This window comes from Orbus hercynius, assembly GCF_003634275.1.
Lineage (GTDB): Bacteria > Pseudomonadota > Gammaproteobacteria > Enterobacterales > Orbaceae > Orbus > Orbus hercynius.
On record NZ_RBWY01000001.1, the window covers coordinates 415,713 to 437,474 of the forward strand.

Annotated in this window: 14 protein-coding genes; 9 read left to right on the top strand and 5 right to left on the bottom strand. The window is 38.7% G+C overall.

The genetic code is table 11. The features are described from left to right. The 8 genes from DES39_RS02030 to DES39_RS02065 all read left to right on the top strand — a co-directional run. The coding region (locus tag DES39_RS02030) for a hypothetical protein (RefSeq protein ID WP_170143312.1) at window positions 1-495 on the top strand (495 nt) is incomplete at its 5' end. A gap of 279 nt (window positions 496-774) precedes the next feature. Beyond that, window positions 775-1,287 (top strand): DUF1440 domain-containing protein, encoded by a 513-nt coding sequence (locus tag DES39_RS02035; protein WP_121144097.1) that lies wholly within the window; start codon window positions 775-777, stop codon window positions 1,285-1,287. Window positions 1,288-1,689: 402 nt separating this feature from the next. After that, window positions 1,690-3,960 (top strand): aconitate hydratase, encoded by a 2,271-nt coding sequence (locus DES39_RS02040; protein ID WP_121144098.1) that lies wholly within the window; start codon window positions 1,690-1,692, stop codon window positions 3,958-3,960. 11 nt (window positions 3,961-3,971) lie between these two features. Then, window positions 3,972-5,234, top strand: coding sequence for an NADP-dependent isocitrate dehydrogenase (gene icd / locus DES39_RS02045; protein ID WP_121144099.1), 1,263 nt, complete (start codon window positions 3,972-3,974; stop codon window positions 5,232-5,234). A 64-nt stretch (window positions 5,235-5,298) separates the two neighbouring features. Beyond that, window positions 5,299-6,654: a citrate synthase gene (locus DES39_RS02050; RefSeq protein WP_121144100.1), complete on the top strand. Its 1,356-nt coding sequence runs from the start codon at window positions 5,299-5,301 to the stop codon at window positions 6,652-6,654. Window positions 6,655-7,000: 346 nt separating this feature from the next. Beyond that, window positions 7,001-9,130: a polyribonucleotide nucleotidyltransferase gene (gene pnp, locus DES39_RS02055; RefSeq protein ID WP_121144101.1), complete on the top strand. Its 2,130-nt coding sequence runs from the start codon at window positions 7,001-7,003 to the stop codon at window positions 9,128-9,130. Between the two features lie 63 nt (window positions 9,131-9,193). Continuing rightward, complete coding sequence (nlpI, locus tag DES39_RS02060; RefSeq protein WP_121144102.1) at window positions 9,194-10,057, top strand: lipoprotein NlpI; 864 nt, start codon at window positions 9,194-9,196, stop codon at window positions 10,055-10,057. Between the two features lie 224 nt (window positions 10,058-10,281). Next, window positions 10,282-12,108 (top strand): DEAD/DEAH family ATP-dependent RNA helicase, encoded by a 1,827-nt coding sequence (locus tag DES39_RS02065; protein ID WP_121144103.1) that lies wholly within the window; start codon window positions 10,282-10,284, stop codon window positions 12,106-12,108. Window positions 12,109-12,237: 129 nt separating this feature from the next. Here DES39_RS02065 and htpG read toward each other — a convergent pair whose 3' ends face one another. The 5 genes from htpG to ulaR all read right to left on the bottom strand — a co-directional run bounded on the left by htpG (window position 12,238) and on the right by ulaR (window position 19,607). Continuing rightward, entirely contained in the window at window positions 12,238-14,112 is a 1,875-nt protein-coding gene (gene htpG, locus DES39_RS02070; RefSeq protein WP_121144104.1) for a molecular chaperone HtpG, read from the bottom strand. 130 nt (window positions 14,113-14,242) lie between these two features. Beyond that, window positions 14,243-15,628: a hypothetical protein gene (locus DES39_RS02075; RefSeq protein ID WP_121144105.1), complete on the bottom strand. Its 1,386-nt coding sequence runs from the start codon at window positions 15,626-15,628 to the stop codon at window positions 14,243-14,245. A 386-nt stretch (window positions 15,629-16,014) separates the two neighbouring features. Then, complete coding sequence (locus DES39_RS02080) at window positions 16,015-17,409, bottom strand: hypothetical protein (protein WP_121144106.1); 1,395 nt, start codon at window positions 17,407-17,409, stop codon at window positions 16,015-16,017. A gap of 345 nt (window positions 17,410-17,754) precedes the next feature. Next, window positions 17,755-18,822, bottom strand: a complete 1,068-nt coding sequence (ulaG, locus tag DES39_RS02085) for an L-ascorbate 6-phosphate lactonase (RefSeq protein ID WP_121144107.1) — start codon at window positions 18,820-18,822, stop codon at window positions 17,755-17,757. Between the two features lie 23 nt (window positions 18,823-18,845). Then, the gene (ulaR, locus tag DES39_RS02090) at window positions 18,846-19,607 is read right to left on the bottom strand and encodes an HTH-type transcriptional regulator UlaR (protein WP_121144108.1); all 762 of its coding nucleotides are present in this window, start codon (window positions 19,605-19,607) and stop codon (window positions 18,846-18,848) included. A gap of 375 nt (window positions 19,608-19,982) precedes the next feature. Between ulaR and DES39_RS02095 the strand changes: the two genes are divergently transcribed. Next, complete coding sequence (locus tag DES39_RS02095; protein ID WP_121144109.1) at window positions 19,983-21,746, top strand: PTS ascorbate-specific subunit IIBC; 1,764 nt, start codon at window positions 19,983-19,985, stop codon at window positions 21,744-21,746. Window positions 21,747-21,762: the final 16 nt, after the last annotated feature.

Here is a 21,762-nt window from a genome sequence, read left to right on the forward strand (position 1 = left end):
GCGGTGACCGGTGAATTAGACGAGTCTGGTTATAATCGATTTATCGATAGAAATAATACTTTAAATAAACGGCTATCTACCTTTGCCCAACTGGGTTTATTAACGGAGCAGCCAGTGATTAGTGAGGATGGTAAACCAAACGGTTTTTACCATTATGAGATCACCGAGTTAGGTAAAGCGTATCGCTATTATAATGGTGATCGGCAAAAATTTTGTTTTGGCCGGGTGGTGGTGGATAGCATTAAAAGCAAGCAAGAAATTGTGACATATTTTGATGAAATACAAGTTGAAGTGGTGTATAACCGACATGTTGAAGGTGAGATCCCCGCGTGGGCAACCTCGCCATTATTAAGGGATGCGGGTTATAGCGTGCCATCAACAAAGGGTGAAGCGATTGACTGGAACAAAGGCTTTTATATGCAAACCTTTTTTCGACAGAAAGATAACTCATTAAAGCCTTGGCCGTATATTGTCGCAAATAATTATGGTAATTAATGGTTATCGCCCATCGGGAATAAGCATGTTTAAACTTAATCATCGTATCTGGCTGCTGGCGATTATTACCAATGATTGATTAAGGATCCTAGTCACTTATTTATTGATTAATACATCGTCTATTTTTAAGTATTGCGAAAAATTACGCAGCATTTTGCGACTAAAATGCAAAAAGAGTTTAATACCCACACTATTAGCATTGGTTTACGTTATTCTTAGCTAAATGTGTTAATGATCATCAAAGATCGCGATTAATTAAGCTAATAATGGAGTGAGTCAATGGTTAATTTATTTGAGCTATCAAATAAGAAAGATCGTCACGTACTGACGATGGTGTATATAGGCATTATTGCGGGTATCTTTTCCGCACTGGTCAAATCGGGTTTTGAAACACTCATACCACCACGAACGTTAGAAACAACGCCACCGCCGGTGATGTTACTTGAAAAATTAGGTGTCAACGTGAGCGCAATGGATTATCACTGGTTAGGTTATACCATTAATTGGGGCGGTAATGGTGTGCACATTTTGTTTTCGATTGTCATTGCGATTATCTACTGCGCTGCGTGTGAGTATTTAGTGAAAACTAAAATTTTACACGGCATTATTTTTGGTCTCGGTGTTTCGGTGTTTGCGCACGGCTTAGTCGTGCCATTATTGGGACTATCTGGTTGGTTATGGTTAGCCGGCCCACAAGCGTTAATTTCTGAATTTGTTGGCACCGCGTTTTGGATTTGGTCGATTGAAGCGGTCAGAACCGATTTACGTCACCGCTTAGTCCGAAACGCTTAAGCAATTTTATTTTACTTTGCCATACAATATAAAACACAACACATTGATTAGGCTATCATCAAGCATTTAGCTAATCAATGTGCTTATATTTTTTTGATATATCGTTGACATTATTGCGTAATCCATAGTAATTCTTTACTGCATTTCGTTTATCTATTTGTGCTCGCAGACACTCAATTCATTATAAAAATCATACCAATATTAATTTTTTTAATCAAAATACCTCGTATTATTTATTGACAATATTACCAGTCAGGATAATCTGTTATTGCGTTTATTTTTTATACTGCTAAGCTATTTACTGAATAATAATTCTTTTATTTTGAATAAATATTCATTTAAGCCCAATTGATAACAAGATATTGAGCATCATAAAAACACAATGAGCAATGGGGATTTATCATGATTTTTGATCTTGAACTAATTAAACGTGTCTATGAAACTTACCAACAAAAAGTTAACCATATTCGACATGAAATTGGTCGACCTTTAACTTTAACTGAAAAAATTCTCTATACTCATTTACCTCAAGGTGAAGTGCTTAAAGATTATCAGCGTGGCGTTGATTATGTGAATTTTGCTCCTGACCGCGTTGCTATGCAAGATGCAACAGCGCAAATGGCATTGTTACAATTAATGAATTCTGGGCGGGATCGCGTTGCCGTGCCTTCTACCGTTCATTGTGATCATCTGATTCAAGCTTATAAAAATGCCTATGATGATTTAATTATTGCGCAGAGTCATAATCAAGAAGTCTACCAATTTTTGCGTGATGTTTCGAATAAATACGGTATTGGTTTTTGGAAGCCAGATGCTGGCATTATTCACCAAGTTGTACTGGAAAATTATGCTTTTCCTGGCGGCATGATGATCGGCACCGATTCTCATACCCCTAACGCGGGTGGTTTATCGATGATCGCCATTGGCGTTGGTGGTGCCGATGCGGTTGATGTGATGGCCGGAATGCCTTGGGAACTGAAAATGCCACGCTTAATCGGCGTTAAATTGACCGGTAAATTATCCGGTTGGGCATCACCAAAAGATGTGATTTTAAAACTGGCGGGTTTACTCACCGTGAAAGGCGGTACCAATTCAATTATCGAATATTTTGGTGAAGGGACCAGCTCATTATCGGCAACAGGTAAAGCGACAATTTGTAATATGGGGGCCGAAGTTGGCGCAACAACGTCTATTTTTCCTTATGATCATAAATCAGCGCAATATTTAGCCGCAACCGGGCGTCAAGCGATTGTTGATTTAGCCTCGCAACTGCATGATTGCTTTAACGCTGACCCACAAGTACTTAACAACCCAAGTCAATTTTATGATCAAGTTATTGACATCAACCTTTCAGAATTAGAGCCGCACGTCAATGGGCCATTTACTCCCGATTTAGCGTATCCTATTTCGCAATTGGCTCAAGCGGTTAAAGCGCATAATTACCCTAATAATATGGAAGTGGGTTTAATTGGTTCGTGTACGAATTCATCTTATGAAGATATGAGCCGCGCGGCATCAGTTATTGATAGTGCGATGAAATTAGGGCTAAGCGTACAAGCCAAATTGATTATCAATCCAGGCTCAGAGCAGGTTAAATTTACCGCTCAGCGAGATGGAATATTAACAACGTTTGAGCAAGCAGGTGCCGTGATCATGGCCAATGCGTGTGGTCCTTGTATCGGTCAGTGGCGCCGCGATGAAGTTGATGATGAACACTTGAACTCGATTGTGACTTCATTTAATCGTAATTTTGCCAAACGTAATGATGGTAATCCAAATACCTACTCTTTTGTGTGTTCCCCCGAGATGGTTGCGGCTTTATCGATTGCGGGAAGTTTAACGTTTAACCCATTAACTGACACACTAACCAATAGTCAAGGTGAGCAAGTAAAACTACCTGAACCAACGGGCGATGAATTGCCTAAGCATGGTTTTGCTGTTGAGGATGCTAGATACATTGCGCCAATGAAAGATGGCCGCAATGTGACGGTTAATATCGCGCCAAATTCTGAGCGTTTGCAGCAATTAGCGCCATTCTCACCATGGGATGGCCAAGATATTGTTGAGCAACCACTATTGATTAAAGCGGTGGGTAAATGTACCACGGATCATATTTCAATGGCCGGTAAATGGTTAACGTATCGTGGTCATTTGGATAATATTGCCAATAATATGTTAATTGGTGCGGTAAATGCTTTTAATGAAAAAACTAATGCGGTGCTTGATCGCCAAACTCAGCAGTATGTTGAAGTGCCGACCCTCGCAAGACAGTACAAAGCACAAGGATTAGGATCGGTGGTGGTAGCGGAAGAAAATTACGGCGAAGGCTCATCGCGTGAGCATGCTGCAATGGAACCTCGCTTCTTAAATGTCAAAGCGATTGTGGTTAAATCGTTTGCGCGTATTCATGAAACGAACCTAAAAAAACAAGGTATGTTAGCCTTGACCTTTGTGAATAAAGAAGATTATGACAAAGTGTTAGAAGACGACAATATTAGTATTCTTGGTCTAACCGAGTTTACGCCAAATCAACATTTAACCCTGGTATTACATCACCAAGATGGCAATGTTGAAGCGTTCCCAGTGGCACACACTTACAATGAAGCGCAAATTGCTTGGTTCAAAGCGGGTAGTGCATTAAATAAATTAAAATCAGAGTTTAATCAATCATAAAGGGATTTAATATGAGTCAGAAAATAACGGTTGTTAATGGCAAACTTATTGTACCAAATCATCCAATAATCCCTTTTATTGAGGGGGACGGCGTTGGGCCTGAGATATGGCAAGCAGCACAAACGATTTTTGATCATGCTATTGAAAAAGCCTATCAAGGTCAACGTAAAGTTGCATGGCAAGAAGTGCTAGCCGGCGAAAAATCATTTAATGCTAATGGTTCTTGGTTACCTGATGAGACGATGCAGGCATTTAAAGACTACTTAATTGGGATTAAAGGCCCATTAACCACCCCAGTTGGCGGTGGTATTCGCTCGCTCAATGTGGCATTAAGGCAAGAGCTCGATCTGTATGTGTGCTTACGACCGGTGCGCTGGTTTAACGGCGTAGAATCACCGCTAAAAATGCCCGAAAAAGTTAACATGACTATTTTTCGTGAGAATACGGAAGATATTTATGCCGGTATTGAATGGCAGCAAGGCACCGCAGAAGCGCAGAAATTCTATCAATTTTTGTCACAAGAGATGGGCGTTAAAAAAGTCAGATTTCCGCAAACCTCTGCTTTTGGCGTCAAACCGGTATCGATTGAAGGCTCTGAGCGATTAATTCGTGCGGCCATTAACTACGCGTTTGACAATAAATTGCCATCGCTGACGTTAGTGCATAAAGGCAATATTATGAAATTCACTGAAGGCGGCTTTAAACAGTGGGGCTATGAGCTTGCTGAGCGAGAATTTGCTGATAGCGTGTTTACCATGCAGCAATTTGACAAATTGAAGAAGCAGCAAGGTAATGAGGCCGCTCAGACAACATTAAAACACGCAAAATCATCGGGTAAACTGATTATCAAAGATGTTATTTGCGACGCCTTTTTACAAAATACATTATTAAAACCTGAAGAGTATTCGGTCATTGCAACACTTAACCTTAATGGTGATTATGTTTCTGACCAATTAGCCGCAATGGTGGGTGGCATTGGTATTGCGCCGGGCGCTAATATTAACTATTTAACCGGCCATGCTATTTTTGAAGCAACCCATGGCACCGCACCGGATATCGCCGGAGAAGATATGGCTAATCCGTCATCATTATTATTGTCTGGCGTGATGATGTTTGATTATTTAGGCTGGACGGAAGTCGGGCAATTGATTAGCCGTGCAATGGCTCAATTATTCCAACAAGGTAGTGCAACAGTCGATTTGGCACGCTTTATGTCAAATGGCAAAATTCTGACAACCAAGCAATTTACTCAAGCGATTATTCGTCATTTATAGATAAATAATAAAGGCTGGCATTGCAAGTGTTGTATCCAAGACGAGATTATTGAAGAGGTTGGGTATGAAAGATGAATTTATGATGTACAAGTTGTCTGAGACAGTAAAAGTAACGAGTAAAATCAGTACCGAATTATTTGAAAAATTTAATGTTAAGCGTGGGTTACGTAATGCTGACCATACTGGTGTGCTTGTTGGTTTGACCAATATTGGCGATGTGGTGGGGTATGATCGTTTAGACGATGGCACCTTACAGCCGGTTGCGGGTAAATTACTCTATCGTGGCATTGATATTGACGATCTGGCGCACTGCGCACAAAAAGAGCATCGTAGCGGATTTGAGGAAGTGATCTATTTATTGCTATCGGGTGCGTTGCCTGATGAAGATGCGTTAAGGCAGTTTTCACGCATGCTCTGTGAATCGATGGCATTAGAAAAACAGACCAAAATTGCCATTATTGATCTCGAAGGGCAAGATATCATGAATATTTTAGCGCGTACGGTGCTTGAAATGTATAACTATGATCCCGATCCAGATGATACGTCGCGCGATAATCTTATGCGTCAATCGCTTGAATTGATCTCGAAGTTTCCAGCGATTATCGCCTATGCTTATAATATTTTACGCCATAGCGCTAAAGGGCAATCGTTACATATTCGCCATCCGAATGATAATGTCTCCATCGCTGAAAATTTTCTCTACATGGTAAAAGGATCGCAAGGTTATACCGATCTGGACGTGAGAGTACTGGATTTAGCGTTAATTTTGCATGCTGAACATGGCGGTGGTAACAATTCTACTTTTGCGGTGCGCGTCACTAGCTCAACAGGAACCGATACCTATTCCTCGATTGCAGCAGGTATCGGCTCATTAAAAGGGCCATTGCACGGTGGTGCTAATTTACAAGTTGGCCGAATGATTACTCATCTTAAGGACGTGATTAAAGACTGGACTAATGCGCAAGAGATTGATGACTATTTTGCCAAAATGCTCGCCAAAGAAGTGTATGATAGGAAAGGATTGATTTACGGTATTGGTCATGCGGTTTATACTGTCTCTGATCCGAGGGCGGTATTATTGAAAGAGATGGCGAAGGATCTTGCTAAAGAGAAAGGCAGAGACGCTGAGTTTGCCTTTATGCAGCTGCTTGAAGAGCGGGCTATCCACTCGATTACTCATCGTAAAAATGCCAAAACAAAAAAGCAAGTGTGTGCGAATGTCGATTTTTATTCTGGCTTTGTATACGACATGATTGGCTTACCAAAAGAAGTTTATACGCCATTATTTGCGATGTCACGAATTGTCGGATGGTGTGCGCACCGTATTGAGGAACTCAACTTTGATGACCGCCGAATTATTCGCCCAGCCTATAAAAATATTAGTAGTCCAGTAGCATTTACCCCTCTTAAACAGCGATAATTTAGTGATGATTAAAAAGGCGCAATAATATGCGCCATTTCGATTTTTTCTGTTTATTTATACCAATTTAATGCTTAATCACGTTGCAATAAATGCAAATATTAGGTTCTGACTGATTTAATTAATATGACAATACATTATTTTCATGTATAATTGACAAGTTATACATAAAGATCATCGCTTCATGTTTCGTACGGCTAATGAGAGCTTTATTTGGTGGTTTCTTCTTAGTTGGTTCATGCTGGTATTTTGCATCCAAAATCAAGGTGCGACTCGATAAATTTGTCATTAGTCGTAACAATGAAAATGATCTATCTCCATTTATCTTATTTAAGAGGACATCACATTGTTTAATCCAACAATCCAAAAATTCCAATACGGTCGCCATACGGTGACATTAGAAACCGGCATTATGGCTCGTCAAGCTACTGCGGCGGTAATGGTAAATATGGATGATACAGCTGTATTTGTCACCGTTGTTGCACAACCAAAAGTGAAAGAAGGACAAGACTTTTTTCCATTAACAGTTAACTATCAAGAAAGAACCTATGCAGCGGGTCGCATCCCCGGTGGTTTTTTTAAACGTGAAGGTCGTCCAAGTGAAGGCGAAACATTAACCGCACGTTTAATTGACCGTCCTTTACGTCCACTTTTCCCAGAAGGGTTTGTTAATGAAATCCAAATTATTGCAACTGTTGTATCGGTTAACCCACAAGTTAGCCCTGATTTAGTTGCTATGATTGGTGCATCTGCGGCATTATCTTTATCTGGCGTGCCTTTCCACGGCCCTATTGGTGCTGCGCGAGTCGGTTTTATCGATGGTGAGTTTGTATTAAACCCATTAGTGAATGAATTACCAAATAGCCGTTTAGATTTAGTGGTAGCAGGAACAAATAGCGCAGTATTGATGGTTGAATCTGAAGCGGATTTATTAAGCGAAGAGCAAATGTTAGCAGCGGTGGTATTTGGTCATGATGCACAACAAGTTGTGATTGATAATATTAACCAATTTGTTGCTAATGCTGGCCGTGCTAAATGGGATTGGGTTGCACCAGTCAAAAATGAAGCACTATATAATGCGGTCGCTGAATTAGCGAAAGATCGTATTGGTGAAGCATACCGTATTATTGAAAAACAAGCGCGTTATGCACAAATCAATATGATTAAAGATGATGTTTTAGCGAAATTAAAAGCACAAGATGACACCATTGATGATACTGAAATTTTAAATATTATCACTAATATTGAGAGCCAAACGGTTCGTAAACGTGTTATTGCGGGTGAGCCACGTATTGATGGCCGTGAAAAAGACATGATTCGAGCCTTAGATATTCGCACAGGCGTTTTACCAAGAACACATGGTAGTGCGTTATTTACTCGCGGTGAAACACAAGCTTTAGTCGCTGCAACGTTAGGGACTGAGCGTGATGCACAAATTATTGACGAATTAACCGGTGAAAAAACTGATAAATTCTTATTCCATTATAATTTTCCTCCTTATTCAGTAGGTGAAACCGGTATGGTTGGTTCACCAAAACGCCGCGAGATTGGCCATGGTCGTTTAGCGAAACGTGGTGTTGCAGCGGTTATGCCTAAAGCGGGTGAATTCCCTTATACTGTGCGTATTGTATCAGAAATTACTGAATCAAATGGTTCATCATCTATGGCATCAGTATGCGGCGCGTCATTAGCATTAATGGACGCGGGTGTGCCAATTAAATCATCTGTTGCCGGTATTGCAATGGGCCTTGTTAAAGAAGGTGATGATTTTGTTGTTTTATCGGATATTTTGGGTGATGAAGATCATCTTGGCGATATGGACTTTAAAGTTGCCGGAACTCGCGAAGGGGTGAGTGCTCTACAGATGGATATTAAAATCGAAGGCATTACCAAAGAGATTATGCAAGTAGCGTTAAGCCAAGCAAAAGGCGCGCGTTTGCATATTTTAGGTGTGATGGAACAAGCGATTAATCGTCCGCGTAATGAGATTTCTGAGTTTGCTCCGCGTATTTATACGATGAAAATCAATCCAGAAAAAATTCGTGACATCATTGGTAAGGGGGGCGCTACTATTCGAGCGTTAACCGAAGAAACGGGCACTACCATTGAAATTGAAGATGATGGCACAGTCAAAATTGCTGCATCAGATGGTGATAAAGCTCAAGCAGCAATTAAACGTATTGGTGATTTAACCGCTGAAGTTGAAGTGGGGACTATTTATACTGGTAAAGTTGTGCGTATTGTTGATTTTGGTGCATTTGTTTCAATCATTGGTGGGAAAGAAGGTCTTGTACATGTTTCGCAAATTGCCGACCACCGAGTTGAGAAAGTGACCGATGTCTTAACAATGGGGCAAGAGGTAAAGGTAAAAGTACTTGAAATTGATCGCCAAGGACGTATTCGTCTGAGCATGAAAGATGTTGTAGATAATACTTCTAGTCATGATGCTGCTGTTGACACTGCGGCAAGTGAATAAAAGTATATATATGCTAATGCTTAAGCATTAGCATATATTTTGTAATATAATTAGGAGTGATGAATGAAAAAAAGTAACTTGAAAACAATATGGTTGTTACCAGTTGCGCTTTTTTTATCAAGTTATCTTTTTGGATGTAGTAGCAACACACCAGTATTAGCGGTGCCTGAGCAAATTTCATATAATGATGAAGTGCAACTTGCTCAAATCAGTCAGGAATTATATAACCGTAACTTGAGTGATGAAGCGAAAATGCAGCTGTATTATCAACGAGGCGCGCTTTATGATTCGCTCGGATTCAAAGCTTTTGCTCAAAATGATTTTACTCAGTTGCTAAAGTTTAATGTCGCTATCCCTGATGTCTATAATTACCTTGGTACTTATGCGATGCAGGAAGGGGATTATAATGCCGCATTTTTAGCATTTAATACTGCCGCTGAACTGGATCCTGATTATGAGTTTGTGTATATTAATCGAGCTATTGCGTTATATAATAATGATAAATATGAACCGGCATTAGCAGATGCATTAAAATTTTATCATTATGCGCCGAATGAACCGATTCGAATTCTTTGGGTCTATCTCATCGAAAGTAAGCTTGATAAGGTATCAGCCAAAGCGCACTTGTTAGCGCGCTATGATGATATGCAAGATAAAACGGTTTGGGGGAGTGATATCGTAGCATTTTATTTAGGTAAAATTAGCGAAAATCGCTTGATGATTAACTTACAGCAAGGTATTGAGACTAATAAAGCATTAGCTCAACGTCTTTGTGAAACCTACTTTTATTTAGGGAAGTATTACCAAAATAAAGGTGATAATAAACGTGCCGAAATGTTATTTAAGTATGCATTAGCAAGCAATGTCTATAATTATTTAGAACATCAGCAGGCACTTTTCGAAATAAAGCAGCTTAATCAACAATAAGTTGTATTTGGGTCATGCCAGTTTAGATGTGAATATAAGCAGTTATAGCAGCGTTCTTTATGTAACCATTTAAGACGTTAATTCAATTCATTCGGTTAGTTTGAGTGAAAAGAGTTATCCCATTGAATGTTTTGTTATTTTTGGGTGGGTTGTAATATTCATTACGTAGACTGGCATTATAAATGTTTTTAACAACTGTATATAGCAGTTATAAGCGAGTTTACATGACAAAAGAAATTTCTTTTATTGACCTTGGACTATCCGAGGAAATCCTTAACGCATTAAGTGATCTTGGTTTTGCCAAACCATCTCCAATTCAATCAGAATGTATTCCTTTATTATTAGAGGGGAATGATGTTTTGGGAATGGCACAAACCGGTAGCGGTAAAACTGCCGCATTTTCCATTCCTTTTTTAATGAAATTGGATGAAAATTTAAAAGCACCACAAGTCTTAGTTTTAGCTCCAACACGTGAATTAGCAATCCAAGTTGCAGATGCGTGCAGTGAGTATGCAAAATATATGAAAGGCGTGAAAGTGTTAGCGCTATATGGTGGACAACGTTATGATGTACAATTACGTGCATTGAAACAAGGGCCACAAATTGTGGTTGGTACGCCAGGTCGTTTACTTGACCATTTAAATCGTAAAACATTAGATTTATCAAATCTAAAAGGTTTAGTGTTAGATGAAGCTGATGAGATGTTAAGAATGGGATTCATTGATGATGTAGAAAGCATCATGGCTGCCATTCCTGACGATCATCAAACTGCGTTGTTCTCTGCAACAATGCCGGCACCAATTCGTCGAATTACTAAACGCTTTATGCGAGATCCAAAAGAGATTCAGATCAAATCAACCAATCAAACTGCTCCTGATATCGATCAAAGCTACTGGTTAGTGCGGGGATTACGTAAAAATGATGCTTTGATCCGCTTTTTAGAAGCCGAAGATTTTGATGCAGCGATTATCTTTGTACGAACTAAATCAGCAACATTGGATGTCGCTGATGTACTTGAGCAGCATGGTTATAGTTCAGCTGCACTTAATGGTGATATGACACAGCAACTCCGTGAACAGACGCTCGATCGCTTACGTAAGGGGCGTTTAGATATTCTTATCGCGACCGATGTTGCTGCTCGTGGACTTGATGTTGAGCGTATTAGTTTGGTTATTAATTACGACATTACACTTGATTCAGAATCCTATGTACACCGTATTGGTCGAACAGGCCGAGCGGGCCGAGCAGGTCGTGCGATACTATTTGTTGATAGTCGTGAACGTCGGTTATTAAAAAATATCGAACAAACGATTAAAAAACCAATTCCTGAAGTGCAATTACCAGCTAAGGATCTATTGGAATCTCGTCGTTTAACTAAATTCGCTGATCGCGTTGCTAAAGAAATGGAAGCAAAAGATTTGGATAGTTATCGTCAGATCCTGCCTTCATTATTAGCAAGTGACGAGACAGATATTGAAACGTTAGCCGCTGCACTTCTAAAATTAGCACAAGGCGAACGCCCTTTGATTCTACCGCCTGATCCAGTTTTTAAACCAGCACGCAGCGAACGCGATCGACCAGAGCGCGGTGATCGTGGCGAACGTAGACTGAAAGGGGATGCTCGTGAAGCGCCAAAACGCCGTGAACGTCGAGACGTTGGTGATATGGATCTGTATCGAATTGAAGTCGGTAAAGAGAATGGCGTTGATGTGCGTAATATTGTTGGTGCGATTGCGAACGAAGGCGATATTAGTAGTCGGTACATTGGCAATATTAAATTGTATGAAAAATATTCAACAGTTGAACTGCCAAAAGACATGCCAACAGACTTATTAAAGCATTTTGAAACTGTTCGTGTCATGAATATTCCAATGAATATGCGTTTAGTCGCTAATAACGATAAACCAGCTTCAACGGCAAGACGCGGTTCGCGCAAGCAAGATGATGCATTTGCTGACCAACCAAAACGTCGTAGTAGAGCACCTAGTCGAGATGGTGATAAAGAGAGCGCACCAAAACGTAGAGCACCACGTAAAGCCGCACCTTTGTAATCAAATCGCTATGAGTGTGCATGATAAGATGTATGCTTGAGCTAACATTACGAGTAAATTGTAATGTTTTGATAGAATAAAAATACGGCACATAAGTGCCGTATTTTTTTGCCTGAATAATTTTCTAAATTATTTTGTTAACAGTTTATTCATACGTGTAATAAACTGACTTGGATCATTTAATGAGCCTTTTTCTGCCAGTAGTGCTTGATCTAAAAGCAGTTCAATCCAGTCATTGAATTCACTGTCATTTTGCGTATCTGCTGCCTGTTTTACTAATTGATGATCAGGGTTGAGTTCAAAGGTATATTTTACTTCAGGCACTTTTTGCCCAGCAGCAGCAAATAATTTGGCCATTTGGGTGGTCATTTCATCAGCAGCTGTTGTCACAATAGCCGGTGTATCGGTCAAACGATGAGTTAATTTTACTTCTTTGACTTTATCACCTAATGCTGTTTTCACACGTTCAATAAACGGTTCAAGCTCTTTTTCAGCTTGCTTTTGTTCATCCGTTTCTTGTTCAGCGAGTTTCTCAATTGATTCATCCGATTTACTCACTGACTGGAACGCTTTACCAGCAAAATCGGTCAGGTTACTCATCATCCATTCATCAATGCGATCGGATAATAGTAACACTTCAATGCCTTTTTTACGGAATAGTTCTAAGTGTGGGCTATTTTTGGCCGCATTATAACTATCGGCCGTAATGTAGTAGATTTTTTCTTGGCCATCTTGCATACGGCTGATGTAGTCATCTAATGATATTGTCTGCGCATCGCTATCTTGCTGTGTTGATGCAAAACGCAGTAATTGAGTGATGGATTCACGATTGGCAAAATCTTCGCCACAACCTTCTTTTAGTACTAAACCAAATTCACGCCAAAACTGTAAATATTTTTCATGGTCGTCTTTTGCCAATTTTTCTAGCATTTGTAGCACACGTTTGGTGCAGGCATTACGTAAATTTTGGGTGACTTTGCTGTCTTGTAAAATTTCACGCGACACATTTAATGGCAAATCATTTGAGTCAATTAACCCTTTTACAAATCGTAAATAGTTTGGCATGAACTGTTCTGCATCATCCATAATAAATACGCGTTGTACATAAAGTTTTAAGCCATGTTTATGATCGCGATTCCACATATCAAAAGGCGCTTTAGATGGAATGTAAAGTAAAGAGGTGTACTCTTGCTTACCTTCAACCCGGTTATGACTCCAACTCAATGGCTCAGCAAAATCATGCGAGATATGTTTATAAAACTCAGTATATTCTTCATCGCTAATTTCATTACGGCTACGAGTCCACAGTGCTTGTGCTTTGTTGACCTTTTCCCATTTTGTTTCTTTGGTTTCTTCATCAATTGTTTGCACTTCAACTGGCAGAGAAATATGATCTGCATACTTACTGATAATTGAGCGGATACGCCAATCATCTAAGAATTCTTTATCTTCTTCTTTCAAATGCAGGGTAATTTCAGTGCCGCGTGTTTCTTTCTGTGCGTCAGAAATCGTGTATTCACCTTCACCAGCTGATTGCCACACAACGGCTTGATCAGGCGTTGCTTTTGCTGCTCGGGTTGTGACTGTGACGTTATCTGCAACAATAAATGAGGAATAGAAACCAACGCCAAATTGGCCGATTAATTGGCTATCTTTGGCTTGATCGTTACCGATAGATTGTAAAAATGCTTTGGTACCTGATTTGGCAATGGTGCCTAAATTTTCAATTGCTTCCTCACGGGTCATACCAATTCCGTTATCTGCAATAGTTAATGTGCCTGCATCTTTATCAATCCAAATTCTGACCCCTAATTCGGCATCACCACCATATAGATCTGGGTTTTCAAGTGCTTTAAAGCGCAATTTATCAGCCGCATCAGATGCATTTGAAATAAGTTCACGTAAGAAGATCTCTTTATTAGAATAAAGAGAATGGATCATTAAATGCAAAAGTTGTTTAACTTCAGATTGGAATCCACGAGTTTCTGTTCCTGGTTGACTCATTGATTAATACCTCTAATAAAATAAGTAAATTGATTTAAACCTGTTTATCAATATAGGTATAAAAAAACAAATTTCAAGGGTAAATTATAAACAGTCGTATTGTTTGGGATATACTCAAATGAGGATATGTTTAATTTGTGGCAATACAAACACCATTTTTATTACCCGCTTCGGATATACAGTGATATTTAGAATTGTATAAATGTAAATCACAGTATTCACCGAGATTAGTATCGTACAGCCAAATTCTTGAATACGAATTTGCTTGTGATTCCTTTGCGCCCCAAGAACCGGGATAATTGTCTTGAGATAGGTATCCCCATTCGCCGAGTAATGTACCAACTTCACGGGTATATGATACGCCACTTGATGCGGTATTGTAAGGTGCATTACTGACATGTGATGCCTCGCTAATTTTATACTTACCACTTAGGCTTGCACAGCCTTGTATGATTTCTTTAGCATCACCACGGTATCCTATTGTTGCATTATCAAGGTTAGCCTTACTCCATCCAGAGAACCACTTGGTTAATTTAAACGGATACTTTATGCTATATCCCTTTGTTCTATGTATGCCTTCAACAACAACTTCATAGCCATCAGTGCTCATAATGTAATTCCAATATAAATCGGTACTACTTGCGGCGATTTTGTTAAAAACAAGGTGCACGCCGCTCGAGTCTACACTGATATTCACAAGTTCACTACCTTTGGTTATTGACCAGTCATAATTGGCTGCTAAGCCAGATTTTGCTAGTAATAAATCAAATTTTGCGCCATAAAAGCCTGTTGATGGGAAGTTTTTTTCAGGACTATTTAGCGATTGTATTAAAAATCCACTTTTTGCATCCCACTGACTAGCTGATACGCCCAGTGCTGTCGAAGGGGTTAGTGCGGGTTTGGCATAACAAATACCGGGATCGTTTAAAATGGTATATGTAATAGAGGGCTGCGTGGAGACAGTTTCATTGGGGTAGGTATTTTCACTTGGATCGCCATAATGTGAACGCAGAACTAAATCACCAAAAATCTTGACTTTATAGGGACCTTCTTTACCCGCTGAGTATAAATTACAAAAAGTATCGGATTTTGATGGAGTAAAAAGCACCTCTTGACCTGATACATTAGTATAGAACCATTGCATTGTTAACGCGGAACTTGCAATGAGTTCTTTAAATAAATCGCCATCAATATTCGCGTATTGATCTTCGGTTGGTTGCTTTATGGGAGCTATAGAAAAGAGATCATAGAAAGGGTAGGAGCCTCTTACCCCGATATTTGAGATGTCACTATTGTCATAGTAACTAACCGTATTAAGTGTATCAGGATCTGTATAATTAAGACCAAATAATACAAAATTATTGATATTTTCTTCTATTTCCGGCGTAAATGTGGGTTTATCACCCTGAATAGTTTTTGTTGTAGATATCGATAAGGATGCATCTACTAATCTGGAGGCAAGTATAACACAAATTGCGCTATATATAATTAGTGCATTTTTGAGAATTAATGACATTATCGTTTCCTATTTTTCTTATTATTTTCTAATTAATTGTATTTATAAGCAAAAATTATAACTAAAATGGTTATTTATTTGGTATATATTACTAGAGTAAGTAAATTTAATCAGAGTGTTATATTATTTTTACGATAAATATCGACTGCTAATAATATATAAAAAAAGTAATTGTTGCAAATTGTTTAATTCGATCAATAAGCTTTGTATTAATTTGTTTTGCATATTGGTTGTATTGCATTGATCGATTAAATTGATTGATCGTTGTGGTTGTCAAATGCGAAAAAGGTTATATAAAGATGAGATAAACAAAACGGGAATAAGAAACATTGATTATTTATTTAGAACTAAGATAAACCGCAAAATAGAGTTCGCGGCGATAAGTATTAAGGTGTTGCTATACAAACGGCATTTTTAGTTTCATTGACATCACGGCAATGATACTTTTGATTATATAAATGAATATCACAAATATCGTTATTCGCTTTATTGATAACCCAAAAACGCCTAGCGGTGTTAGCATTAAAACCGAAGGTGTCAGGGTATGAACTGGCATCTATTTTTCCCCATTCTGAAAAGATCATTTTTGATATCTCACGGGTAAAAAATGCTTGAGGATTAGCACCTGTACCTAATGCTGCGTTACTTGCTTCATCATCATAAGGTAATCGATATCCTCCTACAGGCAATAAAGCTGAACACGCGGCTGCAACATTATTCCAACTTACTCTTGCGGCAAATGCACTATTAGGTGCAGTTGAGCCATTCCAGCCTGAATACCAATTAGCAACTTTGAATGGATATTTGATGATAGCACCCGATGTGTTATGAGTACCTGTAATTAATACATCATACCCCCCGTTGCTATTAACAACCAGACTCCTTGCCGCCGCAGTATTTGATGCTAATGACCCATTGAAAGTTACCACGATATTATCTTTTTGAGGTAATATTGTGATTAAGTCCGCCCCTTTTTTAATTTCCCAATTATAGTTATTCACTAAGCCTTTTTTTGCTAACATTAAACTAAAATGTGCGTTATAAAATGCGGTCCGAGGAAAATTGGTTTCCCCGTGAGAATCTGATTGAGTTAGAAAACCATTTTTTGCTGACCACTGTTCACCCGTGTACAAAGATGAATTTGGGATTAAATTGGGCTGAGCGTAACATATACCTGCATCAGCAAGAATGGTATAGGTTTTTGATGGCGTGAGCGTAATTGTTTCATTGGGATATTCATTAGTATTTGGCACACCATAGCGTGATGCTAAAATTAAATTACCCGATATAGTGAGTAAATAAGGTCCAACTTTATTTGCCGATGTCAGATTACAAAAAGTATCACTATTTGTTGGCGTAAATGCAACAGGCACTCCTGTATTTGATGTATAATACCACTGCATTGTTAATGCTGTCTGTTCTGTTAACGCTGGGAAATTATCACCATCTAAATCGTAAAAATTAGCATCACTAGGCTGTTTGATAGGAGCGATTTTAAATAGTGCTTTGAAAGGATAGGCAGGTTTAATCGGTAAGTTTTGAGCATCACTGCCATAGTAATTGGTTTCAGTTTTAGTGCCTTGATAGATTTCGGTCAGAGTAAAGCCAAGTAAATCGAGATCATCGATAGCATCCTCAGCGGACTGAGATAGGCTAGGTTGGTTACCCACAATAATTTTGACGGTTTCTACTGAAAGCCCAGCGCCTGCGATCAAAGACGTCAATGACAATGATAAAAAACAACATAGTTTTACGTTTATGCTGCTTATTGTTATTTCCATTCTCTATTCCTTTTATACTTATTATTTATCAAATTTTATATATTTATTTAATTCAAATCATGGATAAATATACGCAGTATAGGTTATATAATAAAGATTATCGGTCAAATTGTTTAATTCGATCAATATGACGTGTATTGATTTGTTTTTTAGATTGAATTTATTTTATTTATCGATTTATTCAATTGATTATTTGAGATATAACACATTTAAACATTCAATTGTCAGATATTTTACTTTAAAATCAGTAGATTAATACGGTTCGTTAGTCATTGTACCGAGTTTTTTATTATCAATAAAAAAGCGACTCGTTAAGTCGCTTATACTGTATTAATCACCTGAGAGTTATAAGAATGAGCGATAAGGTAATTCTGGCTCATCAATGAAAATATCTTTAAACCCGCGGAAATGCTGGTAATGCATTCGTCCTTTATCGGTTGGATAGGTGTATTTACCGCCTACTTGCCAGAAAAACGGTGCAAATTGATATTGTAGGCGATCTTTTTTCATATTCCATAGCACTTCAATTTCTCTTGGATCGCTTTGGAAATTAGCCCAAATATCATGATGGAATGGAATAACCACTTGTGTATTGAGTGATTCTGCTGCGCGTAAAATATCCGCTGACGTCATTTTATCAGTGACCCCACGTGGGTTCTCACCGTAAGATAATAGCGCAACATCAATTTTATGATCGTTACCATGTTTGGCATAGTAGTTCGAGTAATGCGAATCGCCAGAATGGTATAACGAGCCGCCTGTTGTTTCAAATAGATAGTTAACCGCGCGATCATCCATACCATCTAAGATCGATTTATCCGTTGAGGATACGCCTGCTGGCAGCGTAACTAAAGAAGTACGATCAAATGAATCAAGCACTTTAACTTTAATATCACCCACGTCGATGACATCACCGACTTTTGCAATGATACAGCGATCTTCAGGCACTCCCCACTTGATCCAAAGATTAACACAAGCTTTAGGGCCAATAAATTTAACTTTATCACTGCAGTTTTGTATTACTGCGGCGGCGACATTAACGTCGATATGATCAGCATGATCATGCGTTGCCATGATTGCATCGACTTCTTTTATCGCGAATGGATCAAGGACAAATGGGCTAGTTCTTAAGTTAGGTTGTAATTCTCTAACACCTCCCATTCTCATCATTTGATGTTGTTTATTCATAAGCGGATTGGCATGGGTTTTTTTACCGGTGCCGCACCAGAAATCGACTGAAATATTGGTGCTTCCTGCGGATTTTAGCCAAATACCAGTACAACCTAGCCACCACATACTAAATGTATTGGGTTTGACTTGAGTCGCCTCGATTTCTTCATTTAACCAAGTTCCCCATTCAGGAAAAGTACTTAATATCCAAGATTCTCTAGTAATTTCGTTTACTTTGCTCATGATCATATCCTTTTAAGTGATTGTTAAACTAAAATAACTTCAACTCCCTGCTGTTTTATGGCCTCAATAACTTCAGCATTTGCTTGTTTTCCGGTAATCAGCACATCGATTTTATTGGTTGGGCAAAATAGCATGCCTGAATTGACATTGGTGCCAATTTTTGAACTGTCGACAACGACGACTAATTTTTCAATTTTTGCTAAAATTTGTTGTTCCGATACGGCGGTCAAAATTTCTGTTTTGTATAAACCGGCAGCGGTGAGTGCTTTGCCGCTGGTAAACATCCATTTGCCTGCATAACTATTACTCACATCCGATAATGGATTGAGGATAATATTTTGTGTTTTATTGTATAACCCGCCCATAATAATGACGCTTTCATGATCATTTTCAATAAGATAACTGGCGAGTGGAAAATAATTGGTAATGATGGGTAAGTTTTTGCCACATAGCTCTCGGCCGAGTAAAAATGCGGTAGAGCCACAGTTAATCACGATACTTTCACCGTCATTACAGATTTTTGCTGCACGTAAAGCGATTCTTGCTTTCTCGTGATAGTTATCGGTATTGGTGATGTCTAAGGGGGTCCAAATCGGTTTTTTTTCTTCAATTTTAACAATGCCGTTACGGACTTTTTTGACCCGACCTTCTTGATCAAGTTTAGTCATATCTCGCCTTGCTGTTGCTGCTGAAATAGCAAAATGCGCAATTAAATCGGTAACTTTAAGCATTCCCTTGCTGTTGACTAATGAGACGATTTCATTATGTCGTGTAATTTCATTCATACCGATCCTCGAGGTTGTCATGTTTAATCATAAATAATCGTATTTTGATTTTTTATGATTGTATTTTTCATTTATTTTATTGTCAATAGATATTGATTGTTTAATTTTTCATTTAGTGATTTTGTAACCTTCTACCATTTTTATTGCTTTTTCATCATGTTATGGCTATTTTTTCATTGTTAACAAGGCAAGTTATCTTTAAATGTGATCCAGTTCAAATGAATCAAAAATAATCATTGAATGATTTTTTGTGATTGATAATACTGAGTAGGTCAAGATCAATTTTATAAAAAGAAACACCGTAATCATCTCATCAGTCATATTACTGAATGGTGATTAAATTGAGATTCTAAATGAAGGCAATTGAGGGGCATTATGGAAAGTAATTTTTTTATACAACTACTAAATAAACCACCTTTTCTTTTAGGTATCGTTACGCTGTTAGGTTATTGTTTATTGAGAAAAGATGTCACTACTGTTTTGAAAGGCACGATTAAAACCATCGTCGGTTTTATGTTACTCCAAGTCGGTTCTGGTGTGCTGGTATCAACCTTTAAACCGGTCATTGAGAAATTATCACAATACCACGGTATTAATGGGTCAATCATTGATACTTATGCGTCAATGGTGGCTGTTGAAAATGCGATGAAAGATAGTTACTCTTGGGTTGGTTATGCGGTTCTGCTAGCTTTACTGATCAATATTTTATTGGTGGTTTTTCGGCGTATTACGGGTATTAGAACCATTATGTTAACTGGGCACATCATGTTTCAGCAAGTCGGATTGATTGCGCTATTTTACTTTTTATTCGGTTTTAGCATGTGGGAAACGATCATCTATTCGGCGATCATTATCGCACTATATTGGGGCATCTTTTGTAACATGATGTATAAACCGACTGAAGCGGTAACGGGTGGCGCCGGATTTTCTATTGGTCACCAGCAACAATTCGCTTCTTGGATTGCCTGCAAAGTAGCACCTAAACTGGGTAATAAAGAGGAGTCTGTTGATGCCCTTAAATTGCCTAAGTGGTTACATATCTTCAATGATAGCATCGCTGCAACAGCGATTATTATGACCCTATTTTTTGGTATTATTTTGTTATCGTTTGGCGTCGATAATGTTCAGGCTATGGCTGGTCCAAACACACATTGGAGTCTGTATATTTTTGAGACGGGTCTAAAATTTGCGGTAGCAATCCAAATTATTATTGTTGGCGTTAGAATGTTTGTTGCTGAGCTTTCTGAAGCATTTAAAGGTATTTCAGAACGCTTAATTCCAAATGCGGTGTTAGCGATCGATTGTGCAGCAATTTATGCTTTTTCGCCAAATGCAGTGGTATTTGGTTTTATGTGGGGGGCTTTAGGTCAATTTGTTGCCATTGCTGGGTTACTGTTGTTCAAATTTCCAATTATGATCATTCCCGGCTTTGTGCCGATGTTTTTCTCTAATGCGACTATCGGTGTATTTGCCAATCATTTTGGGGGTTGGAAAGCGGTGATGAAAATCTGTTTTGTGATGGGGATTATTGAAGTACTGGGCTCAGCTTGGGCACTGCATATTTTCTTACAAAACGGCACGCCGATTGATGCCTGGATGGGCATGGCTGATTGGGCCATTTTATTCCCACCCATCCTACAAGGTTTATCGATTTCGCACTTATTTATCTATGTGTTAATCGTCTTAGCAATGGTGTATATGTTCTTTGCTGCTAGAACACTTCGAGCAGAAGAAGCGGCCGAAAAATTACAACATGCAAATGATGTACGCAATTTACCTGACGAAGACAGTAATTCGATTGTCGCTGAAAATCTAAAGCAAGCAGAGGCGTTATCGCAAGATCGTCGCGCCGTGCGTATTTTAGCTGTCTGTGGCAGTGGGCAAGGGTCTTCGATGATGATGAAAATGAAAATTGCCACTTATTTGGATAAAAAAGGTATCAAGAATGTGATGGATTCGTGTGCAGTAACGGATTATAAATCGAAATTAGCCAATACCGATATTATTGTCTGCTCTAAGCATCTCATTCATGAAATCACGGTGGGGGAAGGGCAGTATTCGCTAGGGGTGACCAATATGCTCAATCCAGCAACATTTGGTGATGAGCTGATCGCATTAATCAATCAAGTACCTGATTAAGTTAATTAATGATTAT